25 protein-coding genes are annotated in these 22,715 nt (G+C 65.4%); 14 read left to right on the plus strand and 11 right to left on the minus strand.

Going from position 1 to position 22,715, the window contains the following annotated elements:
• The first annotated feature begins 27 nt into the window (after positions 1–27).
• Positions 28–747, plus strand: coding sequence for an RraA family protein (locus tag WN73_RS33400; RefSeq protein WP_271556409.1), 720 nt, complete (start codon positions 28–30; stop codon positions 745–747).
• A gap of 9 nt (positions 748–756) precedes the next feature.
• Here the strand turns inward: WN73_RS33400 and WN73_RS33405 are convergent, their stop codons facing one another.
• On the minus strand, positions 757–1,050 hold the full coding sequence (locus WN73_RS33405; protein WP_028170869.1) for a hypothetical protein: 294 nt from the start codon (positions 1,048–1,050) through the stop codon (positions 757–759).
• A 101-nt stretch (positions 1,051–1,151) separates the two neighbouring features.
• Between WN73_RS33405 and WN73_RS33410 the strand changes: the two genes are divergently transcribed.
• The 8 genes from WN73_RS33410 to WN73_RS33445 all read left to right on the plus strand — a co-directional run bounded on the left by WN73_RS33410 (position 1,152) and on the right by WN73_RS33445 (position 11,016).
• Complete coding sequence (locus tag WN73_RS33410) at positions 1,152–1,976, plus strand: SDR family NAD(P)-dependent oxidoreductase (protein ID WP_271556411.1); 825 nt, start codon at positions 1,152–1,154, stop codon at positions 1,974–1,976.
• A gap of 215 nt (positions 1,977–2,191) precedes the next feature.
• The gene (locus WN73_RS33415; protein WP_011086581.1) at positions 2,192–2,965 is read left to right on the plus strand and encodes a motility protein A; all 774 of its coding nucleotides are present in this window, start codon (positions 2,192–2,194) and stop codon (positions 2,963–2,965) included.
• Between the two features lie 24 nt (positions 2,966–2,989).
• Positions 2,990–3,820, plus strand: a complete 831-nt coding sequence (locus WN73_RS33420) for an OmpA/MotB family protein (RefSeq protein WP_011086582.1) — start codon at positions 2,990–2,992, stop codon at positions 3,818–3,820.
• A 256-nt stretch (positions 3,821–4,076) separates the two neighbouring features.
• Positions 4,077–5,975 carry a potassium transporter Kup gene (locus WN73_RS33425; RefSeq protein ID WP_028170871.1) on the plus strand — a complete coding sequence of 633 codons (1,899 nt, stop codon included), beginning with the start codon at positions 4,077–4,079 and terminating at the stop codon, positions 5,973–5,975.
• Between the two features lie 142 nt (positions 5,976–6,117).
• The gene (locus WN73_RS33430) at positions 6,118–8,049 is read left to right on the plus strand and encodes a potassium transporter Kup (RefSeq protein WP_011086584.1); all 1,932 of its coding nucleotides are present in this window, start codon (positions 6,118–6,120) and stop codon (positions 8,047–8,049) included.
• A gap of 310 nt (positions 8,050–8,359) precedes the next feature.
• Positions 8,360–8,686 carry a rhodanese-like domain-containing protein gene (locus tag WN73_RS33435; RefSeq protein ID WP_028170872.1) on the plus strand — a complete coding sequence of 109 codons (327 nt, stop codon included), beginning with the start codon at positions 8,360–8,362 and terminating at the stop codon, positions 8,684–8,686.
• Positions 8,687–8,694: 8 nt separating this feature from the next.
• Positions 8,695–9,873, plus strand: coding sequence for an aminotransferase (locus tag WN73_RS33440; protein ID WP_011086586.1), 1,179 nt, complete (start codon positions 8,695–8,697; stop codon positions 9,871–9,873).
• A 6-nt stretch (positions 9,874–9,879) separates the two neighbouring features.
• Complete coding sequence (locus WN73_RS33445) at positions 9,880–11,016, plus strand: polyamine ABC transporter substrate-binding protein (RefSeq protein ID WP_271556419.1); 1,137 nt, start codon at positions 9,880–9,882, stop codon at positions 11,014–11,016.
• Between the two features lie 103 nt (positions 11,017–11,119).
• On the opposite strand, the gene WN73_RS33450 is transcribed toward WN73_RS33445, so the two are convergent.
• From WN73_RS33450 to WN73_RS33475, 6 genes are all read right to left on the minus strand, one after another.
• Positions 11,120–12,052 carry a lipid A biosynthesis lauroyl acyltransferase gene (locus WN73_RS33450; protein WP_011086588.1) on the minus strand — a complete coding sequence of 311 codons (933 nt, stop codon included), beginning with the start codon at positions 12,050–12,052 and terminating at the stop codon, positions 11,120–11,122.
• 8 nt (positions 12,053–12,060) lie between these two features.
• The gene (locus WN73_RS33455; protein WP_011086589.1) at positions 12,061–13,338 is read right to left on the minus strand and encodes a beta-ketoacyl-ACP synthase; all 1,278 of its coding nucleotides are present in this window, start codon (positions 13,336–13,338) and stop codon (positions 12,061–12,063) included.
• A 12-nt stretch (positions 13,339–13,350) separates the two neighbouring features.
• Positions 13,351–14,562, minus strand: a complete 1,212-nt coding sequence (locus WN73_RS33460; protein ID WP_271556424.1) for a beta-ketoacyl-ACP synthase — start codon at positions 14,560–14,562, stop codon at positions 13,351–13,353.
• Complete coding sequence (locus tag WN73_RS33465) at positions 14,559–15,029, minus strand: 3-hydroxyacyl-ACP dehydratase FabZ family protein (protein WP_161535332.1); 471 nt, start codon at positions 15,027–15,029, stop codon at positions 14,559–14,561. The genes WN73_RS33460 and WN73_RS33465 overlap by 4 nt, the downstream gene beginning before the upstream one ends.
• Positions 15,030–15,039: 10 nt before the next feature.
• Positions 15,040–15,327, minus strand: a complete 288-nt coding sequence (locus WN73_RS33470) for an acyl carrier protein (RefSeq protein ID WP_007592476.1) — start codon at positions 15,325–15,327, stop codon at positions 15,040–15,042.
• Positions 15,328–15,560: 233 nt separating this feature from the next.
• Positions 15,561–15,902, minus strand: coding sequence for a hypothetical protein (locus WN73_RS33475; protein WP_028170878.1), 342 nt, complete (start codon positions 15,900–15,902; stop codon positions 15,561–15,563).
• Between the two features lie 321 nt (positions 15,903–16,223).
• Here WN73_RS33475 and WN73_RS33480 point away from each other — a divergent pair, with 321 nt between their 5' ends.
• Positions 16,224–16,850: a ParB-like protein gene (locus tag WN73_RS33480; RefSeq protein ID WP_028170879.1), complete on the plus strand. Its 627-nt coding sequence runs from the start codon at positions 16,224–16,226 to the stop codon at positions 16,848–16,850.
• 15 nt (positions 16,851–16,865) lie between these two features.
• Here WN73_RS33480 and WN73_RS33485 read toward each other — a convergent pair whose 3' ends face one another.
• Entirely contained in the window at positions 16,866–17,021 is a 156-nt protein-coding gene (locus WN73_RS33485; protein ID WP_165448149.1) for a hypothetical protein, read from the minus strand.
• A 272-nt stretch (positions 17,022–17,293) separates the two neighbouring features.
• Between WN73_RS33485 and WN73_RS33490 the strand changes: the two genes are divergently transcribed.
• Positions 17,294–17,437, plus strand: coding sequence for a hypothetical protein (locus WN73_RS33490; protein WP_165448150.1), 144 nt, complete (start codon positions 17,294–17,296; stop codon positions 17,435–17,437).
• Positions 17,438–17,456: 19 nt separating this feature from the next.
• Here WN73_RS33490 and WN73_RS33495 read toward each other — a convergent pair whose 3' ends face one another.
• Positions 17,457–17,660, minus strand: a complete 204-nt coding sequence (locus WN73_RS33495; RefSeq protein WP_271556430.1) for a hypothetical protein — start codon at positions 17,658–17,660, stop codon at positions 17,457–17,459.
• 89 nt (positions 17,661–17,749) lie between these two features.
• On the opposite strand from WN73_RS33495, the gene WN73_RS33500 reads away from it, so the two are divergent.
• The 3 genes from WN73_RS33500 to WN73_RS33510 all read left to right on the plus strand — a co-directional run bounded on the left by WN73_RS33500 (position 17,750) and on the right by WN73_RS33510 (position 21,531).
• Positions 17,750–18,538 (plus strand): Crp/Fnr family transcriptional regulator, encoded by a 789-nt coding sequence (locus WN73_RS33500; protein ID WP_232675185.1) that lies wholly within the window; start codon positions 17,750–17,752, stop codon positions 18,536–18,538.
• 276 nt (positions 18,539–18,814) lie between these two features.
• The gene (locus WN73_RS33505; RefSeq protein WP_165405372.1) at positions 18,815–18,982 is read left to right on the plus strand and encodes a hypothetical protein; all 168 of its coding nucleotides are present in this window, start codon (positions 18,815–18,817) and stop codon (positions 18,980–18,982) included.
• Positions 18,979–21,531 (plus strand): HAD-IC family P-type ATPase, encoded by a 2,553-nt coding sequence (locus WN73_RS33510; RefSeq protein WP_271556433.1) that lies wholly within the window; start codon positions 18,979–18,981, stop codon positions 21,529–21,531. The genes WN73_RS33505 and WN73_RS33510 overlap by 4 nt, the downstream gene beginning before the upstream one ends.
• On the opposite strand, the gene WN73_RS33515 is transcribed toward WN73_RS33510, so the two are convergent.
• Together WN73_RS33515 and WN73_RS33520 are read right to left on the minus strand one after the other, a co-directional pair.
• Positions 21,528–22,031, minus strand: coding sequence for an MgtC/SapB family protein (locus WN73_RS33515; RefSeq protein WP_271556435.1), 504 nt, complete (start codon positions 22,029–22,031; stop codon positions 21,528–21,530). The two genes, WN73_RS33510 and WN73_RS33515, sit on opposite strands and share 4 nt — an antisense overlap.
• Positions 22,032–22,053: 22 nt before the next feature.
• On the minus strand, positions 22,054–22,635 hold the full coding sequence (locus WN73_RS33520) for a peroxidase-related enzyme (RefSeq protein WP_011086598.1): 582 nt from the start codon (positions 22,633–22,635) through the stop codon (positions 22,054–22,056).
• Positions 22,636–22,715: the final 80 nt, after the last annotated feature.

The raw sequence follows: 22,715 nt of genomic DNA on the forward strand, positions 1-22,715 counted from the left end.
TCAGCCGCCAATCTGGGAGAGAACGCCGTGACTGATACCGCGACCGGGCCGCTGCCCGCTTCCGTCCTCGAAGCGCTGGGCCGCTATGACACCCCGACGATCTGTAACGCCATGGAGATCGTGGCACCCGAGCGCCGGCTGATCGGCTACACCACCAAGCAACTGGTTTGTCCGTTCCCCGACCTGCCGCCGATCGTTGGCTATGCCCGCACGGTTGCGATCCGCTCGGTGCTGAAATCCTCGCTGCCTGCCGAAGAGCAGTCGAAGCGCCGCATCGAATATTACGAGTATGTCGGCACCGGCCACGGGCCGCGCATCTCGGTGATCCAGGACATCGACGGCCCCGACGTCGGCTACGGCGCATTCTGGGGCGAGGTGCAGAGCAACGTGCACAAGGCGCTCGGCTGCCTCGGCGTCATCACCGACGGATCGATCCGCGACATCCCGCAATGGGCCCCTGGCTTCCAGGCGCTGGCCGGCTCGATCGGCCCGTCGCATGCCTGGGTGCATGCGGAGAGTTTTGGCGGCGAAGTGCGCGTCGCCGGCATGACCGTGAAGTCCGATGATCTCATCCACGCAGATCAGCACGGCGCCATCGTGATCCCGCTCGACGTCGCCGCAAGGCTGCCCGAGGCCGCCGAACTTTGCGGCCGCCGCGAGACGCCGATCCTGGAGATCGCCCGCAGCCCCGACTTCTCGCTGGAGAAGCTGAAGGCCGCGCTGAAGCGCTCGGCGGAGATCCACTGAGCTTGCAACTTACGGCCGCGATGCCGGCCGCGGGTCGCCCTGTTCCGTCAGAAACAGGGCGGCCTGATCCGGCTCGGCGAACATTGCGGCGGCGCATCCGATCAGGGTGAAGCCGCCGGCGAGATCCCACAGGGTGATGTCGTCCGCCTTGTCAGGACCTTGAACCAGGCGCGCTGCGATCACTGCGAAAGCGGCTTCGACAAAGAGCAGGACGCTGAACGCCGGCAGGACGAGTTCCGGTTCGAGCAGATGAAGCGCCAGAACCGCAGGAAGCGCGGTGAGAAGGCCGAACAGCGTCAACATTGCAAAACGGCTCCTGTGATGGAGCATGCCGCACCGACCATAGAATACTGTATGATTCCTGGTCACGGATGTGGCCTAGGGCCGCAGTCGGAGGGCCTGCGATGCAGATGAATGACAAGACGGTCCTGATTACTGGCTCGACCGACGGCGTCGGCCGCTACGTCGCGCGCCGGCTGGCGGCCGAGGGCGCGAAGGTCCTGATCCACGGCCGCGATGCGGCGCGCGCAAAGACGCTGATCGACGAGATCGTGAAAGCCGGTCATGCCGCGCCGATCTTCTATCAGGCGGACCTGTCGTCGATGTCGGGCACGCGCGCACTCGCGGAAGCCGTGAAACGTGATCACCAGCGTCTCGACGTCTTCGTCAGCAACGCCGGCATCGGCTCGCAGAGTGACGGGCCGCAGCGTCAGGTCAGCGCCGACGGTCATGAACTGCGCTTCGCCGTCAATTATCTCTCCGGCTTCCTCCTCGCCCATCTCTTGCTGCCGCTGCTGAAGGCCGCGGCGCCGTCGCGCATCGTCAACGTCGCCTCGCTCGGCCAGCATCCGATCGACTTCGACGACGTCATGATCACCAAGGGCTATAGCGGCTCGCGCGCCTATGCGCAGAGCAAGCTCGCGCAGATCATGTTCACGATCGATTTCGCCGAGGAAGTGAAGGGCGCGGGTGTCACCGTGAACTCGCTGCATCCGGCGACCTACATGAACACCACCATGGTGCGGGCCGGCGGCATCACGCCGATCTCGACGGTGGAGCAGGGCGGCGCGGCGATCCTGCGCCTCGTCGAGGGCGACGACGTCGCAGGCAAGAGCGGATTGTTCTTCAACGGCACGAATGAGGCCCGCGCCAATCCGCAAGCCTACGATGCCGACGCACGCAAGCGTCTGCGCGCGCTCAGCCTGGAACTGGTGGGCATCTCGTCTTAGCCCCCCGCGCAAACATGGTTAGCGAAGTGTTGAGATTCCCGTCGGGGGTCGGCAAAGCCGGCTTTCTCCTGGCGCGCTGCGCCGGTCCGGCGCGCCGGCTCAACTTAACCTTTACGCGGCTTTAAGGGCGGCCCTCTAGGGTTTCCGATGCGGTTCGGGGTTGGGCCGCGCCAGCGGCCAGGACGGCCGTTGTTGCGTACGCGTTGGAGTCTCTCATGGATATCATGACCGGCGTTGGGCTCACGGCGGGCATCATCGTCATCGCAGCGATGATCTTCATGGGCGGCGACCTCCACATGTTCATCTCCGAACATGCGATGATCATCATCTTCGGCGGCTCGATCTCCGCCACCATGATCCGCTTTCCGCTCAGCGCGCTCCTGCATGGCCTTCCGCTCGGCGCCAAGTTCGCCTTCACCATGAGCCGGCTGTCGGCGCACGACCTCGTTGACGAGCTCGCCCGCATCGCCGAGATCGCCCGCAAGCAGGGCCCGGTGGGTCTCGAAAAGGTCGAGACCGACGAGCCGTTCCTCGCCAAGGGCATCCGCTATGTCGCCGACGGTTACGACCTCGACTTCATCCGCGACAATCTCGAGCGCGACCGCGACAACTTCCTGATGCACCTCGACGAGGGCAGCAAGATCTATCGTGCCATCGGCGACTGCGCCCCGGCCTTCGGCATGATCGGCACCCTGATCGGCATGGTGCAGATGTTCGCGAACATGACCGACCCTTCCAAGCTCGGCCCGTTCATGGCGACCGCGCTGCTCGCGACGCTCTACGGCGCGCTCGTCGCGAACCTGTTCTGTCTGCCGATCGCCGACAAGCTGCACGGCAAGCTGCTGGATGAAGAGACCAACCGCACCCTGATCATCGACGGCATCCTGATGATCCGCGACTCCAAGAGCCCGACGCTGGTGCGCGAAATGCTGCTGGCCTATCTGCCGGAGAAGCATCGCCACGCCGAAGGCGAGCCGGTGCCGGCGTAACGCCGCCCGCCGGGACAGACAGCCATGGCCAAGAAGAAGCGCGGCGATGCTCACGGGGGCGGTCACGGCTGGTTCGTGACCTTCGCCGATTTGATGGGCCTGATGATGAGCTTCTTCGTGATGCTCGTCGCATTCTCGACGCAGGACGCCAACAAGCTCAAGATCGTCGCCGGTTCGATGCGCGACGCCTTCGGCGTGCAGAGCGAAGCGCGCTACGCCGGCATCGTCGAGTCCGACGGCCTGCCGACGCGCCCGCGGCTCAAGAACGTCGACCATATCCAGCCCGAGGATGCCTCCAACACGCCGACCCCGGACCAGGAGGACCGCGACCGCACGTCGGGGGCGAAGATCAAGGTCGACCGCAATTTCGCGCTCGCCGCGGCCTCGCTGCGGCAGGCCTTGCAGGACATGCCGGAACTGACCGAGATGTCCAAGCACATCATGTTCGAGGAGACCAAGCAGGGTCTCAATCTCGAAATCGTCGACCAGGACGGCCGCTCGATGTTCGCCGACGGCTCCAAGGTGCCCTATGACCGCACCCGCCGCCTGGTCGAGAAGCTGGCGATTCCGCTCAAGGCCACGCCGCTCCGCGTCTCCATCGCCGGCCACACCGCGGCCGGCTTCGTGCCGACCCGTAGCGACTACGGTGCCTTCGATCTATCCGCCGACCGCGCCAATGCCGTGCGGCAGATCCTCGAGCGCGAGGGCCTGCCGGCCTCGCACATCTTCGCCGTCTCCGGCAAGGCGGACACCCAGCCGCTGTTTCCGGACGATCCCTCGCTGGCCGCCAACCGGCGCGTGACCATCACCCTGATGCGCGAGGATCCGCCACTGCCGCCGAATTTGAAGCCGTAGGCATGATCCGGAGAAGTGGGCACCGGTTCTCCTTCGCGACAAACGCGACACGCGTTTGCGCGGGGATCATGTCCAAACGATAAGCCCCTTGCGCTACCATCTTACCTGAGGCATCTCGTCGCGCAGGCGACGAGCGTGGCTGCGCCGTCACAGCATTCGGCCCGGCGCCTGCTAAGGTGGGGTGCCGATTGACAGGCGCGCCGGAAGCGTCAAAAGGCGCCGGATCAAATTCAGGGACGAAGCGTTTTCCATCCACATGACGGCGAGCATCACATCGACCGAGACCCAGGAAGGGCCGGTCACATCGGGCTTTTGGGCGCTCACGCTCGGGAGCATCGGTGTCGTTTTCGGCGACATCGGCACCTCGCCGCTCTACGCATTCCACGAGGCGGTGCGGGGCGCGGCCCATGGCGAGCCGGTCACGCGGGGCATGGTGCTCGGCGTGCTCTCGCTGATCCTGTGGGCGCTGCTGATCGTCGTTACCGCCAAATACGTCCTGCTGCTCCTGCGCGCCGACAACAACGGGGAGGGCGGTACGCTCTCGCTGATGGCGCTCGGCCAGCGTGCGCTCGGGCGGCGAAGCTGGTTCCTGCTCGCGCTCGGCGTGGTCGGCGCCTCCATGTTCATCGGCGATTCCATGATCACGCCGGCGATCTCGGTGCTGTCGGCGGTCGAGGGCTTGAAGCTCGCGACGCCCGCCCTGGAGCACTATGTCGTGCCGCTCACCGTCCTCATCCTGGTGCTGCTGTTCGCGGTCCAAAGCAAGGGGACCGCGCTGGTGGCCTCGGCCTTCGGGCCGGTGATGGTGGTCTGGTTCACGTGTATTGCGGTGATGGGCGCCGTCCACATCGCCGACGATCCGTCGGTACTTGCAGCGATCAATCCCTATTACGCGCTGCAATTCCTGCTGTCGCACGGCACGATCGGCCTGGTGACGCTGGGCGCCGTGTTCCTGGCGGTGACCGGCGGCGAGGCGCTCTACGCCGATCTCGGTCATTTCGGCCGCAAGCCGATCCAGGCGGCCTGGATGTTCTTCGTGCTGCCCTCGCTCTTGATCAACTATTTCGGCCAGGGCGCGCTGGTGCTGTCCGATCCCAGCGCGATCGAGCATTCCTTCTACCGCATGGTGCCCGAGCATCTGGTGCTGCCGCTGGTTGGTCTTGCGACGGCGGCGACCGTGATCGCGAGCCAGGCGGTGATCACCGGCGCCTATTCGCTGGTCTATCAAGCCGTGCAGCTCGGCCTGCTGCCGCGCTTCGAGGTGCGCTACACCTCCGAAAGCCATGCCGGCCAGATCTATCTGCCGCGCGTCAACCGGCTGCTGCTGATCGGCGTGATGTTGCTGGTGCTGTTGTTCCACACCCCCAGCAATCTGGCTTCGGCCTATGGCATCGCGGTCTCCACCACCATGGTCGCCGACGGCATCATGGGCTTCGTCGTGATCTGGAAATTGTGGAACTGGCGCGCGGCGACGGCGGCTGCCGTGATCCTGCCATTCGTCGTCGTGGACATGAGCTTCTTCAGCGCCAATCTGCTCAAGCTGCTGGAAGGCGCCTGGGTGCCGCTGCTGTTCGGCGCAGCCATGGCGGGGACGATCTGGACCTGGCGGCGGGGCTCGGGAATCCTGATCCAGAAGACGCGCCGGATCGAGGTGCCGCTGGACGATCTGATCCGGAGCCTGGAGAAGCGGCCGCCGCATATCGTCAAGGGCACGGCGGTGTTCCTGACCAGCGATCCATCCTTCGTGCCGACCGCGCTGCTGCACAACCTCAAGCACAACAAGGTGCTGCACGAGCACAACGTGGTCCTGACCATCGAGACCGCGCATACGCCGCGGGTCGATCTGTCGGAGCGGTTCCGGATGGAGAAGATCAGCGACAAGTTCTCCAAGGTCCGCCTGCGCTTCGGCTTCATGGAGCAGCCGAACGTCCCCAAGGCTCTCGCGATCGCGCGCAAGCAGGGCTGGCAGTTCGACATCATGTCGACGTCGTTCTTCGTGTCGCGGCGGTCGCTGAAGGCCTCGGCGCAGTCGGGGATGCCGCTCTGGCAGGACCACTTGTTCATCGCGCTAAGCCGGTCCGCCAACGACGCTACCGACTATTTCCAGATTCCCACGGGGCGGGTGGTTGAAGTCGGCACCCAAGTCACCATCTGAACGCAATTGGCGGATCCATGCAAAATTTGCATGGCGAGGGCCCAAAAACGGGCTAGGCTATGCCGACAGCGCAGGACTATAAGCCCGCGCTCTTCCGCCGTTGTGCAGTGAAGCATTTTTTTAGAGGCCACCGGGCTCTCCCATGACAAGCGACGTAGCAGTTCCCGCCCCGGAAACGGCGGCGGCCAATGGCCATGGCGAGGCCCACACCACGGCCGGTTTCGGCGCGCTGACGCTCGGCAGCATCGGCGTGGTCTATGGCGACATCGGCACCAGTCCGCTCTACGCGTTCCGCGAGGCCGTGACGGCGGCCTCCTCGGGCACCGACGGGCTCGCTACGCCGGCGGCCGTGCTCGGCGTGCTCTCCCTGATCCTGTGGGCGCTCATCGTCGTGGTGACGCTCAAATACGTCGTAATCCTGCTCCGCGCCGACAACAACGGCGAGGGCGGCACGCTCGCGCTGATGGCGCTGGCCCAGCGCGCGGTCGGCACCGGCGGGGCGACCATCGTCCTGCTCGGCATCATCTCCGGCGCCCTGTTCTACGGCGACGCCGTCATCACCCCCGCGCTTTCGGTGCTGTCGGCGATCGAAGGCATGAAGGACGTCACGCTGCGGTTCGAGCCCTACATCGTGCCGCTGACCGTAATCATCCTGGTCGGCCTGTTCGCCGTGCAGTCGCGCGGCACCGCCCGCGTCGCCGCCTTTTTTGGCCCGATCATGTGCGTCTGGTTCGCGGTCATTGCTGTGGCGGCGATCCATCCGATCATCGCGCAGCCGCAGGTGCTGTTCGCGCTGAACCCGCTCTATGCCGTGTCCTTCATGCTCCACCACGGCATCATCGGCTTCGTGACGCTGGGCGCGGTGTTCCTGGCGGTCACCGGTGCCGAGGCGCTCTATGCCGACCTCGGCCATTTCGGCAAACGGCCGATCCAGACCGCCTGGCTGTTCATCGTGCTGCCATCGCTGGCGCTGAACTATCTGGGGCAGGGGGCGCTCGTGCTCGGTGATCCCGGGGCGATCGAGAGCCCGTTCTTCCAGTTGTTTCCGCAAGGCTGGATCCGTGGCGCCATGGTCGTGCTCGCCACCGCCGCCACCGTCATCGCAAGCCAGGCCGTCATCACCGGCGCCTATTCGCTGACACGCCAGGCGATCCAGCTCGGGCTGCTGCCGCGCTTTGAAATTCGCCATACGTCTGAAGCCCATTCCGGCCAGATCTTCATCCCGCGCATCAACCAGCTCCTGCTGGTCGCGGTGGTGCTCCTGGTGCTGCTGTTCCGCTCCTCGAGCGCGCTGGCGTCCGCCTACGGCATCTCCGTCACCGGCACCATGGTGGTCACGGCGATGATGGGCTTCGTCGTGATCTGGAAGGTCTGGCGGTGGTCGCCGCTCGCGGCGGCCGCGCTCATCGCGCCCTTCCTGTTCCTCGACCTGACCTTCCTGGCCGCCAACCTGCTCAAGGTGTTCGAGGGCGGCTGGGTACCGCTCGCGCTCGGTGCGCTCATGATCATCCTGATGTACACGTGGCGGCGCGGCAGCCGGCTGCTGTTCGAGAAATCGCGCAAGCTCGAGTTCCCGCTCGCCGACCTCGTGGCCATGCTGGAGAAGCGGCCGCCGCAACGCGTGCCCGGAACCGCCGTGTTCCTGACCTCGGACCCGCTCAGTGCCCCGACCGCGCTGATGCATAGTCTGAAGCACTACAAAGTGCTGCACGAGAAGAATGTCATTCTCACCATCGAGACCGCGCAGACCCCGCGGATCGACCCGGCCGAGCGCGTCAGGCTGGAGCAGATCAGCCCGACCTTCTCCAAGGTGACGCTGAAGTTCGGGTTCATGGAATCGCCCAACGTGCCGAAGGCGCTGGCGATCGCCCGCAAGCTCGGCTGGCAGTTCGACATCATGTCGACCTCGTTCTTCCTGTCGCGCAGGGCGCTGAAGCCCGCCGCCCATTCCGGCATGCCGCGTTGGCAGGACCGGCTGTTCATCTCGCTCAGCCGCTCCGCCAACGACGCCACCGACTATTTCCAGATCCCTAGCGGCCGCGTGGTCGAGGTCGGAACGCAGGTGACGATCTAGCGTCCGAGTTGGCGCACGTCCGTCTCCACCGCTGTCATCGCCCGGCCTTTGACCGGGCGATCCAGTATTCCAGAGACGGCAAGGGGATACGGCGAGGCCGCGGCGTATTGGATTCCCCGCCTTCGCGGGGAATGACACCGAATGCGTGGTGAGGGCATCCTCAACGCCGGACTTCAAGTCGCTGCGATTTGGCTTTAACTTGCGCCGCGCGGCTCAAGCCTTTGGAGTGCTTGATTTTCGTCTCCCGAGAGGCGAGGTTGCCGCCCGCCGGGATCGCCCCGGCATGCGGCTCGCGACGTTGGAGGATGATGTGGCAAATCAAGTACAGGATCTGACCCCGGACGAGGTCTCCAAGGGTGTCGCGGAAGGGCGCTATCTGCTCGTCGACGTCCGCGAGCCGAACGAGGTCGACGCCGAGGCCTATCCCTACGGCGTCGTGGTTCCGCTCTCGACCTTCGACCCCAAGGCGATCCCCGATCCCCAAGGCAAGGAGGTCGTGTTCGCCTGCCGCTCCGGAAAACGCTCCGTGACGGCCTCGCTCGCGGCGCAGGCGGCGGGCCTGCCTTACGACAAGCATCTGGCCGGCGGCATGCTGGGCTGGAAGGCGGCAGGTCTTCCCAGCAAGGTCGGTGGCTGATCCGGCCGATGTCCAAGAGCTCGTCCCTGAACAAGGTCTTCGCCGACCTTCCCGTCACTATCTTTGAGGCGATGTCGCAGGCCGCGCGCGACAACGCCGCCATCAATCTCGGCCAGGGCTTTCCTGACGATCCCGGCCCCGAGGATATCCGCCGCGCCGCGGCCGATGCCTCGCTGAACGGCTACAACCAGTACCCGTCGATGATGGGCCTGCCGGAGCTGCGCCAGGCGATCGCGACCCACTACGGCCACTGGCACGGCCTCAAGCTCGATCCGATGAGCGAGGTGATGGTCACCTCCGGCGGCACCGAGGCGCTGACCTCGGCCATCCTCGCGGTGGTGCAGCCCGGCGACGAGGTGGTCTGCTTCCAGCCGGTCTATGATTCCTACCTGCCGATCATCCGCCAGGCCGGCGGTATTCCGCGCCTCGTCCGGCTCGAGCCGCCGCACTGGCGGCTGAATGAGGACATGCTGAAAAGCGTCTTCAATTCAAAGACCAAGGCGGTGCTGTTCAACAATCCCTTAAATCCCTCCGCGGTGGTCTATCCGCGCGAGGACCTCGAGCTCTTGGCGCGCTACTGCCAGGAGTTCGACGTCATCGCGATCTGCGACGAGGTCTGGGAGCACGTCACCTTCGACGAGCACAAGCACATCCCGCTGATCACGATTCCGGGTATGCGCGAGCGCACCATCAAGGTCGGCTCGGCCGGCAAGATCTTCTCGCTGACGGGCTGGAAGATCGGCTTCGTCTGCGCCGCGCCGCCGCTCTTGCGCGTCGCCGCCAAGGTGCACCAGTTCCTGACCTTCACCACCGCGCCGAACCTGCAGGCCGCCGTCGCCTACGGCCTCGGCAAGTCCGACGACTACTTCCTGTCGATGCGCAAGGACCTGACGCGCAGCAGGGACCGGCTGACCAAGGGGCTCGAAAGCCTCGGCTTCCCCGTGCTGAAGTCGCAAGGGACCTACTTCCTCACCGTGGACCTGTCGCCGCTCGGGCTCAACGAGAGCGATACCGAGTTCTGCTGGCGGATCGTGAAGGACTACAAGGTCGCGGCGATCCCGGTCTCGGCGTTCTACGAGCAGGACCCGGTGACCTCGGTGGTGCGCTTCTGCTTTGCCAAGAAGGACCAGACGCTCGACACCGCCTTGGAGCGGCTGTCGGACGCGGTGCGTGGACGCAAGAGGTAGACCGAGATGACGAACGTCGGCCGCTCCGGACTTCGCTTTGGTCCTGGCTTTGGTCTTGGCTTTGGCCTCGCGATCGCTGCAGCGCTGACGTTGCTATCCGCTCAAGCAGGCGCCGAGGAGCGGGTCGTCAACTTCTACAACTGGTCCAACTACATGGCGCCGGACGTCCTTGAAAACTTCACCAAGGAGACCGGCATCAAGGTGGTCTACGACACCTTCGACGCCAACGAGACGCTGGAGACGCGCCTGATGGCCGGCAAGTCCGGCTATGACGTCGTGGTGCCCACCGCCTATTTCCTCCAGCGCCAGATCAAGGCCAACATCTTCCAGAAGCTCGACAAGTCGAAGCTGCCGAACCTTAGCCATGCCTGGCCTGTCGTGACGCAGCGCCTCGGCATCTACGACCCCGGCAACGTCTACGCCGCCAACTACATGTGGGGCACCACGGGCATCGGCTACAACGTCGCCAAGGTGAAGCAGATCCTCGGACCCGACGCGAAGATCGACAGCTGGGACATCGTCTTCAAGCCGGAGAACCTCGCCAAGTTCAAAGACTGCGGCGTGCACATGCTCGACTCCGCCGACGACATCTTTCCGGCGGCGCTGAGCTATCTCGGGCTCGATCCGAACTCGACCAAGCAGGCGGACCTCGAGAAGGCCGCCGATGCCGTCGCCAAGGTTCGCCCGTCCGTGCGCAAGTTCCACTCGTCCGAATATCTGAGCGCGCTTGCCACCGGCGAGATCTGTTTCGTGGTCGGCTGGTCCGGCGACATCATGCAGGCCCGCGCCCGCGCTGCGGAAGCCAAGAGCGGCGTCGAGATCGGCTACACGATCCCGAAGGAGGGCGCGCAGATGTTCTTCGACAATCTCGCGATCCCCGCGGATGCCAAGAACGTCAGCGAAGCCTATGAGCTGATCAACTATCTCTACCGCCCGGACGTCGCCGCCAAGAACTCGGACTTCCTGTCCTATGCCAACGGCAACCTCGCCAGCCAGAAGCTGGTCGATCCGAAAATCCTGGGCGACAAGAACATCTATCCGGACGAAGCGACGCTCGCAAAACTGTTCGTCATCACGGCGCGTGAGCCGGCGACCCAGCGCATCATCAACCGGCTCTGGACCAAGGTGAAGACGGGGCGCTGACGTGCGGCACCCGTTATTGCGAGCGAAGCGAAGCAATCCAGAATCGATTCGCGGAGACGCTCTGGATTGCTTCGCCGCTTCGCTCCTCGCAATGACGGCGTAGCTAGCGCCACCTGCGGTGCAGCCACAACCACTGCTCGGGATGCTCGCGCACCCAGCCTTCCACCACGTTGGTGATCGCCTGTGTCGTGCCCTGGATGTCGATCTTGCCGTCGGCATCGCGGACCGGCGGGACTTCCTCCGTCAGCTCCGCGGCGAAGCGGCCGCCGGGCTTGCGGATGACGCGGACGCCGTGGATCGGGCATTCGACCTGGCGCAGGAGGCGCGCCAGCATCGGATTGGCGCGGGTCTTGCGGCCGAAGAAGGTGACCTCTACGCCGCCGGTCAGATACTGGTCGATCAGCATGGCGACGTGCTTGCCGTCCTTCAGCGCCTGCGCGAGGCGCAGCGGCGCATCGCGCCCCGCAGGGATCAGCGTGCCCATGTTGACCTGGCGCATCTCCTGGATGATGCGGTCGGCGGAGGCGATGTTCGGCCGGCGGTACAGGATCGCGGCATCGAGGCCATGCGCGACGGCGGCGAGCGCGGGCAATTCCCAGTTCGCAAGGTGCGCGGCGAAGATCAGCGCCGGCTTGCCGTCGTCTCGGATTTGGTCGAACAGCTCGATGCTGCGCTTGGGCAATTCGATCCGGCTCACTTCCGGATGGTCGCGGTCGTAATCCCAGACGTGGTCCATATGGGCGAATTCGGCGCCGACGCGGCCGAGATTGTCCCAGACGCCCATCAGGATCTGTTCGATCTCCTCCGGCGATTTCTCCGGAAACGCAGCGGTGAGATTGGCGCGGCCGATGCGGTGCTCGCGCAGGCGCGGGCCGATCAGCTTCACGACGCGTGAGAAGAAGTCCGAGGTCTTGACCGGATCGAAATAGCGCGTGGTGCGCAGCATGCCGACCGTGGCGGCGCCGATCAGGGTGCCGCCGATCGATTTGGCAGCCTCCCGCGCGCGGGCCTTCGTGCTCGCAGGAAGCAGCGCCATACCTCCGGTCAGGCCGGTTCGCGGGTCAGGATCAGCGAGGCGTTCTGGCCGCCGAAGCCGAACGAGTTCGACATGACCGCGGTCACGCGCGCATCGCGCGCCTTGTTGCCGACGACGTCGAACAGGATCGTGGGATCCGGGGTCTCGTAATTGATCGTCGGCGGGATGCGCTGGTGCTCGAGGGTCAGCAGCGAGAAGATCGCCTCCACGGCGCCTGCGGCCGAGATGGTGTGGCCGACCATCGACTTGTTGGAGGTGACCGGAATCTTCGAGACGAGATCGCCGAACACGGCCGATGTCGTGTTGTACTCCATCTTGTCGTTTTCGGGCGTCGCGGTGCCGTGCGCGTTGATGTGGTCGATCTGGTCCGGGGTCATGCCGGCATCGGCCAGCGTCTTGTTCATGCAGCCGATGATCGGCTTCCCATCAGGAGAAGAGCGGGTGCGGTGGAAGGAATCGGTGAGCTCGCCGCAGCCGGCGATCACGCCGAGGATTTTTGCACCGCGCGCAGTCGCCGCTTCATAGCTTTCCAGCACCAGCGCGCCGGCGCCTTCGGCCATGACGAAGCCGTCGCGGTTCTTGGAGAAGGGGCGGGAAGCCGCCTGCGGCGGATCGTTCTGGGTGGACAGTGCCGAAAGCAGCGAGAAACGCACCAGCGCTTCCGGATTCACCGTGCCGTCGGTCGCGACGCACAGCGCGGCATCGGTCTCGCCGCGGCGGATCGCTTCCACGCCGAGCTGGATCGAGGTCGCGCCCGAGGCGCAGGCCGTGGACAGCGAGATCGGCGAGCCCTTGGTGCCAAAGGTCTCGGCGAGATGGGCTGCGACCGAGCCGAACATGAAGCGGTGATGATATGCGCTGTACTTGCCGCCGCCGGAGATGCGCAGCAGGTCGTCATAGGTGAAGTCGAGCTTGCCGACGGCGCGGCCGAGCTCGCGGCGCTGCGGCCATTCGACTTCGACGGGCGCGACCGCGAGGAAGAGGGGGCCCGGGAAATCGGCGTTGGCGCCGATGCCGGCCTGCTCGAGCGCTTCCTGCGTGACCATCTCGGCCATCCGCTCGGACAGGCCGGTGGAGGAGAACGGATCGACGCTGACGAAATCGACCGTGCCGGCCATCGTCGTCTTCAGGCCGTCGACCGGAAAGCGCGTGATGGTGCGGATGCCGGATTCGCCGGCGACGAGCTTCGCCCAATTGTCCGCCTTGCCGGCGCCGAGCGAGGTCATGATGCCCATGCCGGTGACGACGACGACGGGACGCCCGAATTTGTCGCGTGGTGCAGTCATGTCGATCCCCCGCTAGAGCTGGCTTACGGCCTCGACCAGCGCCATGCCTTCGCCGCGCCAGTGTCCGGCCCCCACGACCACAATCTGGGTGGGTGCCCCCTGCATTTCAATCTCGGTCCCCGTGGAATCGTTCGGCGGGAACAGTGCGCCGCGCGAGATCGACAGCGCGGCGAGCGCGATTCCGAGCGGGAATTGCGTCTCCATGGTGTGTCCGAACATCGTGCCGGTCGAGCGCACCGGGAAGTCGGCGTGGCCCTTCAGAAAGCCGCGCTCCTCGGATGTCGCGGGCTCTGCGCCGGTCGCGCCAGTGATGATCGCGCCCTTGCCCTCGCGCTTCGGCAGCTTGGCCCAAAGCTTCTCCAGCGTCGCCGCCATGTCGCCGGGCTGCTTGCGCCGGGCCAGATCGGCCACCACGCTCGACAGTTTTGCGAACGGCTTTGCGCCGCGCGCTTCCGCATGCGCCTTCGATTCCAGCACCAGGAACGCGCCGGCCGAGCCGAGCGCGAAGCCGGCGTGGTCCTTGCGCGCCCAGACGGGAGCGAACTTGTCCTTCAGGTTGAAGTCGCCGAATTCGTAGAGGACCATGAGGTCCTTGCGCTCGCCATTGTGCGAGCCGCCGATCAGGGCGATGTCGCTCTCGCCCGAGGCGATGCGCGCGAGCGCGATGCGGGCCGCATCGGCGCCCGCAACCTCTTCGCCCATGAAGGTGCGCGAGGTGCCGCCGAGCCCGTGCACGATGGCGATGTTGCCGGCGAGGAGATTGGAGAGCTGGGCCAGAAACAGCGTCGGCCTGAGATCGCTCATCAGGCGTTCGTTGAGGAAGCCGGGCGCATTCGCCCCCTTGGCCTCGGCCGTGAGCACGCCGGTGTCGACGTTGAGATCACGCTCGCCGCCGCCGGCGGCCACGACCATGTCGATCTTCGACAGGATATCCTTGTTGCCCTTGATCCCCGCAGAGTCGAGCGCGAGGCCCGCGGCATAGGTGCCGATGCGCTGCCAGGCTTCCATCTGGCGCTGGTCGCCCTTCTTCGGGATCTGGCTGTCGAAGGAGACCGGCATCAGCGGATGCACGATGTAGGGCGCAAAGCCCTTCTCGTCGACATTGATGCGCTTCTCCTGGAGCGCGGCCCAGTTGGCGTCCAGGCCCTCGCCGAGCGAGGTGGCAAGACCAATGCCGGTAATCCAGACTTCCGTCTGGCCGGGCTTCGAAGCGGTGTCAGTCATGGCGATACGGCCTGCTGCGGAAAGCCGACGCGCTCGGCGACTTTCGCCATGTATCCGCGCATGTCCGCGTTGGGGAAGGGGATCAGCGTGAAGGTGAGCGCCGCGTTCGCGCGCAGCTTGCCGCCGACCTTGATCTTGGCTTCGGTCATGGCATAACCGGAGCCCTCATAGGAGAGGCTCGCCTCGATGCTCATGAGGTCGCCGGGGAACACCGAGCCACGCACCTTGGCCTCCTTCACGGCGGCCAGGATCGGCATGCGCTCGAACTTGAACACGCCGAGCTGAAGCCAGCCCGAGGCCTGCGCCATCGATTCGATCAGGAGCACGCCGGGCATCAAGGGATAGCCCGGGAAGTGTCCCTCGAAGACGGTGCTCTCCTTCGGGACCTGGGCCTCGACGACGATCGTCTTCTCGTCGACCCTGAGGTCGACGATGCGATCGATCATATGAAAGTATTCGAGTTGCATGGCCGCCCGATTAGGCGCTCGCGCCCTTGGCTGCAACCAGCTCGTCGATGCGCGCGCACAGGTTCTTCAGCACGAAATATTGTTCGGTGGTCGCTTTGCCGTCGTTGACCTCCTGGGTCCACTTTTCCAGCGGCAGCTTGATGCCGAACTGCTTGTCGATCGCAAACGCGATATCGAGGAAATCGAGGCTGTCGATGCCGAGGTCATCGATGGCGTGGCTATCCGGCGTGATCGTGTCGCGCGGAATGTCGCAGGTTTCAGCGATGATCGTAGCGACCTGATCGAATGTGGAGGACATCACTAAGCCTTTGATATATTGCAGATATTTGTCAGATGTTCCAGAGTGGCATGGCGGGTGGGCATCGCGCCCCTGATGACGCCCTCAACCCCCCTCTGGCCGGGTCGAGAGCCCGTATATCGGAGCGCCGCCCTGAGTTCAATGGAGCCGGGCAGGCCAAGGGGACAGCAAGGGACGGAGCTGGGGATGCCTGCCGGAGCCCCTTTGCGGCGGGGGATCGGCGGCGGGCCGGGCTAGATGTGCGGCGTCGTGATCTTGGCGCAGTCGCGGCGGCCCATCAGCACGCAATCCTGGGTCCGGCGCAGGTCGGCGATGCTCACGGCGAGCCAGATCCCAATCGCGGTCAGCGCGATGGTGAAGGCGAGCGCGGCGATGTTGGCGAGCATGCGGTGGCGGAAATCGTCCGGCTCGGTGCGGGGCTGCTCGTAGCGCGACAGGTCGAGCGGCTTGGGCGCGCCGCGCATCGGCTGCACGGTGCCGTTGCCCCGGTGGACCGTCGGGGAGGGGGAGGTGCGCGGCCTGAACTGGAGCACCCGGTGCTCCTCATCAGAGCTTATGGGCCGCTGGGATTTCATGGTGCGAGGATCACTCCGAAGCAGCGGTTTTTGATAGCATACGTGGTGAACGCGTTGCAGAAAATCTTCTCAACGCGTACGTGCATTACGCTTTTGCACGACCTCTTCGCGAAGGCCCGCGACAGCGGTCGTCATGCCGGTGTCAGGATGCGCGGGGTTGCGCTGCAAAACAGCCATGGCACCTGCCGTGCCCGGTCCCGCGAACATCGGCTTGTGATCTTCCTTTGCGCGCCGAACGCATTTTGTCGCCGCAAGGCCCATGGCATAATCATGGAACCTGGACCACCGGTTGCAACCAACAATGTGAGGGGCTCTTCGACCATGACCACGAACGCGCGCGAGCCGAGGGTGCATCCGGTGCCGATCCTGTCGCTTCGGCCGACGCAGATGACGGTCGGCATGCGCGAGGTCAAGGAGAAGCGCAAACGCTGGCGCGAGCACGACAGCAAGAAGCAGGCCGATCTGCTCGGCAAGCACATGATCCCCGTCGTGTACGGGCCGGACAAGCGTTACTACGTGATCGACCATCATCATCTCGGCCGCGCATTGCACGACGAGGGCGTCAAGGAAGTGCTGGTGACTGTCGTCGGCGACCTCAGGATGGTCGAGCGCGAGGCCTTCTGGGGCGTGATGGACAACAAGCGCTGGGTCTATCCCTACGATTCCAAGGGCGAAAGGCGGCCGTTCCGCGACCTGCCGAAATCAGTCGCCGATCTCAGGGACGATCCCTTCCGCAGCCTCGCCGGCGAGCTCCGCCGCCTGGGGGGATTTGCCAAGGACACCACGCCGTTCTCCGAATTCCTGTGGGCCGACTATCTGCGCCGGAAATTGTCGCGCAAGGCGGTGGATGCCAATTTCGACAAGGCGCTGGAAAAGGCGCTGTCCGCGGCCAAGAGCAAGGATGCGATCTATCTGCCGGGCTGGTGCGGGCCCGCGGACGACGATTAGGCGCGGCGGCTCAGATCAGTCGCGCTGGAAGATCTTGGCGCCGGGGTAGATGCGCCGGGCGTAAGTCACGACCAGCGCGCGCTCCTGGGTTTCCAGGAAGGGCGTTCGGATCCGGCTCGATCCGATGATGAGGTGCCATAGGCCATTGAGCTTCTGAATGACGACGTTCATGTGAGTGATCCTCGAAGACTTTGCACTCCTGCAAATGTTGCCTGTTGCGGCAGTCTTGCGATTTCAAGATCGTGAGCGCGTGCGTAAAATTCCCGACCCGGCACGCACCCGCTGCAAGACAGCAGCAACTACCTATTAGTGTATGGCGGCTGCGGCCCCGCGACAGGACCTCATCACAGCCTCTTGAGCGAAGCCATTTTCTGTTCGCACGAAACCGTCCTGAAACAGAGCCGTCCCATCTGTTGGGTCTCGAGCTCACACAGGAGGCCAAAATGCGCCGTCTGGTTTTTGCAATTGCCTTGCTCGCGGTCGCCTCAGCAGGAATCTCGGCATCGTTTGCCGCAGTTCACCACGCCAAGACGTTGACGTTTTCCGAGCGCTTTGCCCCGGCGCTCGAGTTGATGGCGAAGCGCTAGCGGCGTAGCGCGTCGCAGATCACTTCGGGGCTTGCGGACCGGGCGGGGACAGCAGGCGCTCCATCTCCGCGGCCGCCTCGCCGTCGCGCGCCTTCTGCAACAGCGTGTGGCGCTCGGCGCCGGCCGGCAGGTTCCTGGCGGCGGCGCGGGCCTCTTGTGTGAACTTGTCCAAGCGCTCCTGGAGAGACAGGGCCGGTTTTGTACGGTTGCGTTTCTTGGTCATGGTTTGGCCTTTCCGGCGCGGAGCCAACCATGCGGACGCGAGCGGCGTCCTTAACTTTTGTTGGAACGGGGGCGGGGATCGCGGGTTTCATGACGGCGGCGCCCGGCGCGCCATGGGTCCAATTCATGCAAACGGAGCGACTTCGCGTGCCCAGCGACACGATCCGTGCTGCGCTTGTCAGGCGTTTGCGCGTCTCTTCCGGCATTTCGGAGGAGGATGTCAGAGAAATCGAAGCGCTTCCGATCGCGGTGAGACAGTATCCGGCGGAGACGCCCGTGGTGAGGGATGGCGAGCGGGCTACCGAATGCTGCCTGATTGTCGAGGGATTTTGCGCGCGCTCCAAGACGATCGCGAGCGGCAAGCGACAGATTCTCTCCCTGCACATTCCGGGCGAGATCCCGGACCTGATGAGCCTGTTCCTGCACGTGATGGACCATGAGCTCTCGACGCTGACGCCATGCACGCTGGGCTTCATCAGCCACGATACGCTGCGAAGATTGCACCAACGCAGGCCGGTCGTCGCCGAGATGTTTTGGCGGGACACGCTGATCGACGCCGCGATGTTTCGCGAGTGGATCGTCAATGTCGGCCAGCGTCCGGCGCCTGCACGCCTCGCCCATGTCATGATCGAGCTGCGCGAGCGCCTCAGGGTGATCGGTCGCGTGGACGGCAACACTTTCGAGATGCCGCTGACCCAGGAGCAGATCGGCGAGGCCCTGGGGATCACGGCGGTCCACGCCAACCGGGTGATCAAGCAGTTGCGCCAGGAGGGGATCGTGGAATTTCAGCGCGGCCGCGTCACCGTACTCGACGAGCAGAAGTTCTTGGAACTCGCGGATTTCGACGGCCGTTATCTCCACCAGTCCCCGACGCTTTGAGCCGCCCGATGCCGCGGTCGGCCGTGCGCGGCCCGTCGTCGTGGACTTCCGCTGGCGGGGTGCGCCGTTCCTGAAAGTGTCGATTACGCTGGATGTTGAGGAGGCGCAGGCGGCGGACCGGGCCGAACGTGCGGCCCAACGGCGCAGGTAAAATTGACGTATCGCAAATCGGCGTCGGCGGCGGCCGCTAAGGTCCGCCGGCATGACAGCCGAACCAGCATTGCGATCCCGCGTCGCCAGGTGGGCTCCGGATCATGCCGACCTGGAGACGCGACGATGAGCCTGATCCTTCGCATTCTGTTTGTCCTGGCCGGAGCCATCACCGCGCTGTTCGTCGCGCGTGATGCGCTGAACTTCACAATCATCCAGACCTTCGTCGCCATACTGCTCGTGACGGCCGTCCTGCTCGCCGGAAGTCTCTGGAGCCTGCGGCGGAAGACGTGAGCGCCACGGAAGCCAAAAGACCGGCCGGGCTGAGCGAGGCCGAGGCTCGGGCGCGGTTGGAAGAGGACGGCGCCAACGAGTTGCCTCGGCCCGAACGACGCAGTCCGCTCCGCATCGTCATGGAAGTGCTGCGCGAGCCGATGCTCGTGCTGCTGCTTTGCGGTGGGCTGGTCTACCTCGTGCTCGGCGATCTCAGGGAAGCGCTGATCCTCTTGGTCTTCGGTGCGATGTCGATCGTGATCACGGTGGTGCAGGAGACCCGGACCGAGCGCGTTCTGGAAGCCTTGCGCGACCTGAGCAGCCCGCGCGCGCTCGTGGTGCGGGACGGTGCGCGTCGGCGCATCCCGGGCCGCGAGGTCGTGCGCGGCGACCTGCTCGTCCTCGGCGAAGGCGACCGGATTCCGGCCGACGCCGCGCTGGTGGACGCGCGCGATCTGCAGATCGACGAGTCGCTGCTGACCGGCGAGTCGGTGCCCGTCCGCAAGCGGGCTGCCGGCAAGGCCATGTCAGCCGATCAGCGGCCGGGCGGCGAGGATCAGCCCTTCGTGTATTCAGGTTCGCTCGTCGTGCGCGGCGAGGGGCTGGCGCTGGTCGAGGCCACCGGCCCGCGCAGCGAGATCGGGAAGATCGGGCTGTCGCTGCGCGGCTTGCAAACCGAGCCGCCCCGGCTTCGGCAACAGACCGCAAGACTGGTGCGGCTCTGCTTCCTCGGCGGCGCGGTCGTCAGCGTGGCCGCCATCGCGCTCTACGGAGTCTTGCGTGGGGACTGGCTGCAAGCGCTGCTTGCGGGCATCGCCATCGGCATGGCGATGTTGCCGGAAGAATTTGGCGTCGTGCTCACGGTCTTCATGGCGATGGGAGCCTGGCGGATTTCGCAGGCGCGCGTCCTGACGCGGCGAGCCGCAGCCATCGAGGTCCTGGGTTCTGCGACCGTCCTGTGCACCGACAAGACCGGGACACTGACGCAGAACCAGATGTCCGTCGCGGAGTTGCGGCTGCTCGACGGGGCACGCATGCGTCCGGAGAGCGCCGGGCGGGATGACGCCAGGCCTGAATTTATCGAGCTGGCGCGTTGCGGTGCCCTGGCGAGCTCTCCGGAACCGTTCGACCCGATGGAGAAGGCTCTGCATCTGTTCGCGCAGGACGCCTTGCGGGGAGGCGATGCGCCGGACGGCGACCGGACGCTGGTGCGTACCTACGGTCTGCGCCCCGAGCTGCTGGCCATGACGCAGGTCTGGCGCACGGCCGGCCGGGCGGACCTCGTCGCATGCGCCAAGGGCGCGCCCGAGGCGATCGCGCGCCTGTGCAGGATGAACGCTGCTGATCAGGATTCGGTGCGAGATGCCGCCAGCGCGATGGCGAGGGACGGGCTTCGCGTGCTGGGGATGGCCGTTGCCGCCTGCGATGAGTCTTCACTCCCGCCGACCCAGGAGGATTTCGCGTTTCGATTTGTCGGCCTGGTCGGGCTTGCCGATCCGCTGCGGCCCCGTGTCCCGGAGGCGGTTCGCGAATGCCGCGCGGCGGGGATCCGCGTCGTCATGATCACGGGCGATTATCCGGCAACCGCCGTTGCCATCGCGAACCAGGCCGGACTCGACGTCCGTGACGTCATGACCGGCGATCAGGTCAGGCTGGCGGATGATCCGGAGCTCGCGAAACGCGTCGGGCATGTCAACGTGTTCGCCCGGGTTTTGCCGGAGCAGAAGCTGCGCATCGTCCAGGCGATGAAGCTCAACGGCGAGATCGTGGCGATGACCGGCGACGGCGTCAACGACGCGCCTTCGCTCAAGGCCGCCCACATCGGCATCGCGATGGGAGGGCGCGGGACCGACGTCGCGCGAGAGGCGTCGGCGATCGTGCTGCTCGACGACGATTTCGGTTCGATCGTGTCGGCCATTCGTCTGGGCCGCCGCATCTACGACAATCTGCGGAAGGCGATGGCCTTCATCTTCGCCGTTCATGTGCCGATCGCCGGACTTGCGCTGCTGCCCCTGGTCTTCGGGCTGCCGCTGATCTTCAGTCCGGTGCACATCGCATTTCTGGAGCTGATTATCGACCCCGTATGCTCGCTGGTGTTCGAGGCGGAGCGGGACGAGCGCGATGCGATGACGCGTCCGCCGAGGCGGCCTGATGCCGCGCTGTTCTCGTGGGCACTGGTTGGCTGGAGCGTGCTTCAGGGTGCCCTCGCATTTGCCCTGACCGCCATCATATTCGTCGGCGCGCTTCGCTCCGGCCTCGTCGCCGACGAGGCGAGGACGCTCGCCTTCGTGACGCTCGTCGTCTGCATTGTCGCTCTGGTCCTGGTCAATCGGTCCTTCAGCGCATCGTTCGCGTCCGCATTCTTCCGTCCAAATCCCGCATTGACCTGGATCTTCGCGGGGGTGGCTCTCGTTCTCGCCACCGCGCTGCTCTGGCCGCCGGCCTCCAGCCTGTTCCGCTTTGGTCCGCTGCATGCGGACGATCTGATGATCGCGCTCGGCGCGGGGCTGCTGGTGCTGACGGTGCTCGAATTGCTGAAACCGCTGTGGGCGCGGCGGCTTCGGTTCTAGCTCTCATCCGGGGAGCGCGGCTTCGGCGACGCATCGGTTTCGTGCGTCTCGTCCCTGGCGCCGAGCATCCGGTGCAGCCAGTGCTCGGCGCGGTTGCCGACGGTGAGGATCAGGAAGGCCAGTGTCAGCGCCGTTCCGACGATCGGCCACTGGCCGACGCCGCAGGCGATGCCGAGGCAGGCGGCGAGGAAGGTGCAGGCGGCACTGGTCAGGCCGCGGACGCGAAACCTCTCGCTTTCGTGGACGATGACGCCGGCACCGAGGAAGCCGATGCCGGTGAGGATGCCCTGGATGACGCGGCTTGCCGCATCGGTGATCTTGCCGGCCTCGGCGAACTGCACGGCCAGCAATACGACGGTCGCGGTCGAGAGCCCGACGATGCCGAGCGTCTTCAGCCCGATCGGCTTGCCGTGCAGGTCACGATTGAGGCCGATGGCGCAGCCTGCGAGCGTGGCGACGCCGAGGCGCAGAAGGATCTCGGGCCAGTTCAGCACGGTCATTGCTCGTCAGCCACCGCGTCATTCACTTCTTCGGCAGCCGGCCCATCAAGTAGAACTCGTCGTTCGGCCGCATGCCGGTGAAGTTCGCCAGCCGGTTCGACAGCGCGAAGAAGGCCGAGATCGCGGCGATGTCCCAGATGTCGTCGTCGCTGAAGCCGTGCGGCGCAAGCGCGGCGAAATCCTCCTCCGATATCCGCTGCGCGTCGGCCGAGACCTTCATCGCGAAATCGAGCATCGCCTTCTGCCGCGGCGTGATGTCGGCCTTGCGATAGTTCACCGCGACCTGGTCGGCGATCAGCGGGTTCTTGGCGCGGATGCGCAGGATAGCGCCATGGGCGATCACGCAATACTGGCACTGGTTGGCCGCCGAGGTCGCCACCACGATCATCTCCCGTTCGGCCTTGGTGAGGCCGCCGTCCTTCTCCATCAGCGCGTCGTGATAGGCGAAGAACGCGCGGAACTCGTCCGGACGATAGGCCAGCGTGAGGAAGACGTTCGGCACGAAGCCGCTCTTCTCCTGCACGGCGAGGAGGCGCGTGCGGATGTCGTCAGGCAGCGTGTCGAGGGCGGGAGCTGGGAAGCGTTGTGCGGCTGTTTTTGTCATTGGCATGGATTCCGGCTTGGGGCCGGCAACCATAGTCGATGCGGACGCGGGGCTCAACGTGCCACGGGGCACCGGTTGGC

The sequence above is a fragment of the Bradyrhizobium sp. CCBAU 45394 genome (assembly GCF_028128655.1).
Classification (GTDB): domain Bacteria; phylum Pseudomonadota; class Alphaproteobacteria; order Rhizobiales; family Xanthobacteraceae; genus Bradyrhizobium; species Bradyrhizobium diazoefficiens.

What these genes read in the sequence shown, in the direction of transcription:
- WN73_RS33490 (WP_165448150.1), top strand. Translation starts at nt 17,294, where the DNA reads ATGCGCCGTCTGGTTTTTGCAATTGCCTTGCTCGCGGTCGCCTCAGCA.
- WN73_RS33455 (WP_011086589.1), bottom strand. Translation starts at nt 13,338, where the DNA reads ATGACTGCACCACGCGACAAATTCGGGCGTCCCGTCGTCGTCGTCACC.
- WN73_RS33440 (WP_011086586.1), top strand. Translation starts at nt 8,695, where the DNA reads ATGTCCAAGAGCTCGTCCCTGAACAAGGTCTTCGCCGACCTTCCCGTC.
- WN73_RS33495 (WP_271556430.1), bottom strand. Translation starts at nt 17,660, where the DNA reads ATGACCAAGAAACGCAACCGTACAAAACCGGCCCTGTCTCTCCAGGAG.
- WN73_RS33520 (WP_011086598.1), bottom strand. Translation starts at nt 22,635, where the DNA reads ATGACAAAAACAGCCGCACAACGCTTCCCAGCTCCCGCCCTCGACACG.
- WN73_RS33425 (WP_028170871.1), top strand. Translation starts at nt 4,077, where the DNA reads ATGACGGCGAGCATCACATCGACCGAGACCCAGGAAGGGCCGGTCACA.
- WN73_RS33485 (WP_165448149.1), bottom strand. Translation starts at nt 17,021, where the DNA reads ATGAACGTCGTCATTCAGAAGCTCAATGGCCTATGGCACCTCATCATC.
- WN73_RS33420 (WP_011086582.1), top strand. Translation starts at nt 2,990, where the DNA reads ATGGCCAAGAAGAAGCGCGGCGATGCTCACGGGGGCGGTCACGGCTGG.
- WN73_RS33450 (WP_011086588.1), bottom strand. Translation starts at nt 12,052, where the DNA reads ATGGCGCTGCTTCCTGCGAGCACGAAGGCCCGCGCGCGGGAGGCTGCC.
- WN73_RS33470 (WP_007592476.1), bottom strand. Translation starts at nt 15,327, where the DNA reads ATGTCCTCCACATTCGATCAGGTCGCTACGATCATCGCTGAAACCTGC.
- WN73_RS33415 (WP_011086581.1), top strand. Translation starts at nt 2,192, where the DNA reads ATGGATATCATGACCGGCGTTGGGCTCACGGCGGGCATCATCGTCATC.
- WN73_RS33515 (WP_271556435.1), bottom strand. Translation starts at nt 22,031, where the DNA reads ATGACCGTGCTGAACTGGCCCGAGATCCTTCTGCGCCTCGGCGTCGCC.
- WN73_RS33410 (WP_271556411.1), top strand. Translation starts at nt 1,152, where the DNA reads ATGCAGATGAATGACAAGACGGTCCTGATTACTGGCTCGACCGACGGC.
- WN73_RS33505 (WP_165405372.1), top strand. Translation starts at nt 18,815, where the DNA reads ATGAGCCTGATCCTTCGCATTCTGTTTGTCCTGGCCGGAGCCATCACC.
- WN73_RS33430 (WP_011086584.1), top strand. Translation starts at nt 6,118, where the DNA reads ATGACAAGCGACGTAGCAGTTCCCGCCCCGGAAACGGCGGCGGCCAAT.
- WN73_RS33405 (WP_028170869.1), bottom strand. Translation starts at nt 1,050, where the DNA reads ATGTTGACGCTGTTCGGCCTTCTCACCGCGCTTCCTGCGGTTCTGGCG.
- WN73_RS33460 (WP_271556424.1), bottom strand. Translation starts at nt 14,562, where the DNA reads ATGACTGACACCGCTTCGAAGCCCGGCCAGACGGAAGTCTGGATTACC.
- WN73_RS33480 (WP_028170879.1), top strand. Translation starts at nt 16,224, where the DNA reads ATGACCACGAACGCGCGCGAGCCGAGGGTGCATCCGGTGCCGATCCTG.
- WN73_RS33475 (WP_028170878.1), bottom strand. Translation starts at nt 15,902, where the DNA reads ATGAAATCCCAGCGGCCCATAAGCTCTGATGAGGAGCACCGGGTGCTC.
- WN73_RS33465 (WP_161535332.1), bottom strand. Translation starts at nt 15,029, where the DNA reads ATGCAACTCGAATACTTTCATATGATCGATCGCATCGTCGACCTCAGG.
- WN73_RS33445 (WP_271556419.1), top strand. Translation starts at nt 9,880, where the DNA reads ATGACGAACGTCGGCCGCTCCGGACTTCGCTTTGGTCCTGGCTTTGGT.
- WN73_RS33500 (WP_232675185.1), top strand. Translation starts at nt 17,750, where the DNA reads ATGACGGCGGCGCCCGGCGCGCCATGGGTCCAATTCATGCAAACGGAG.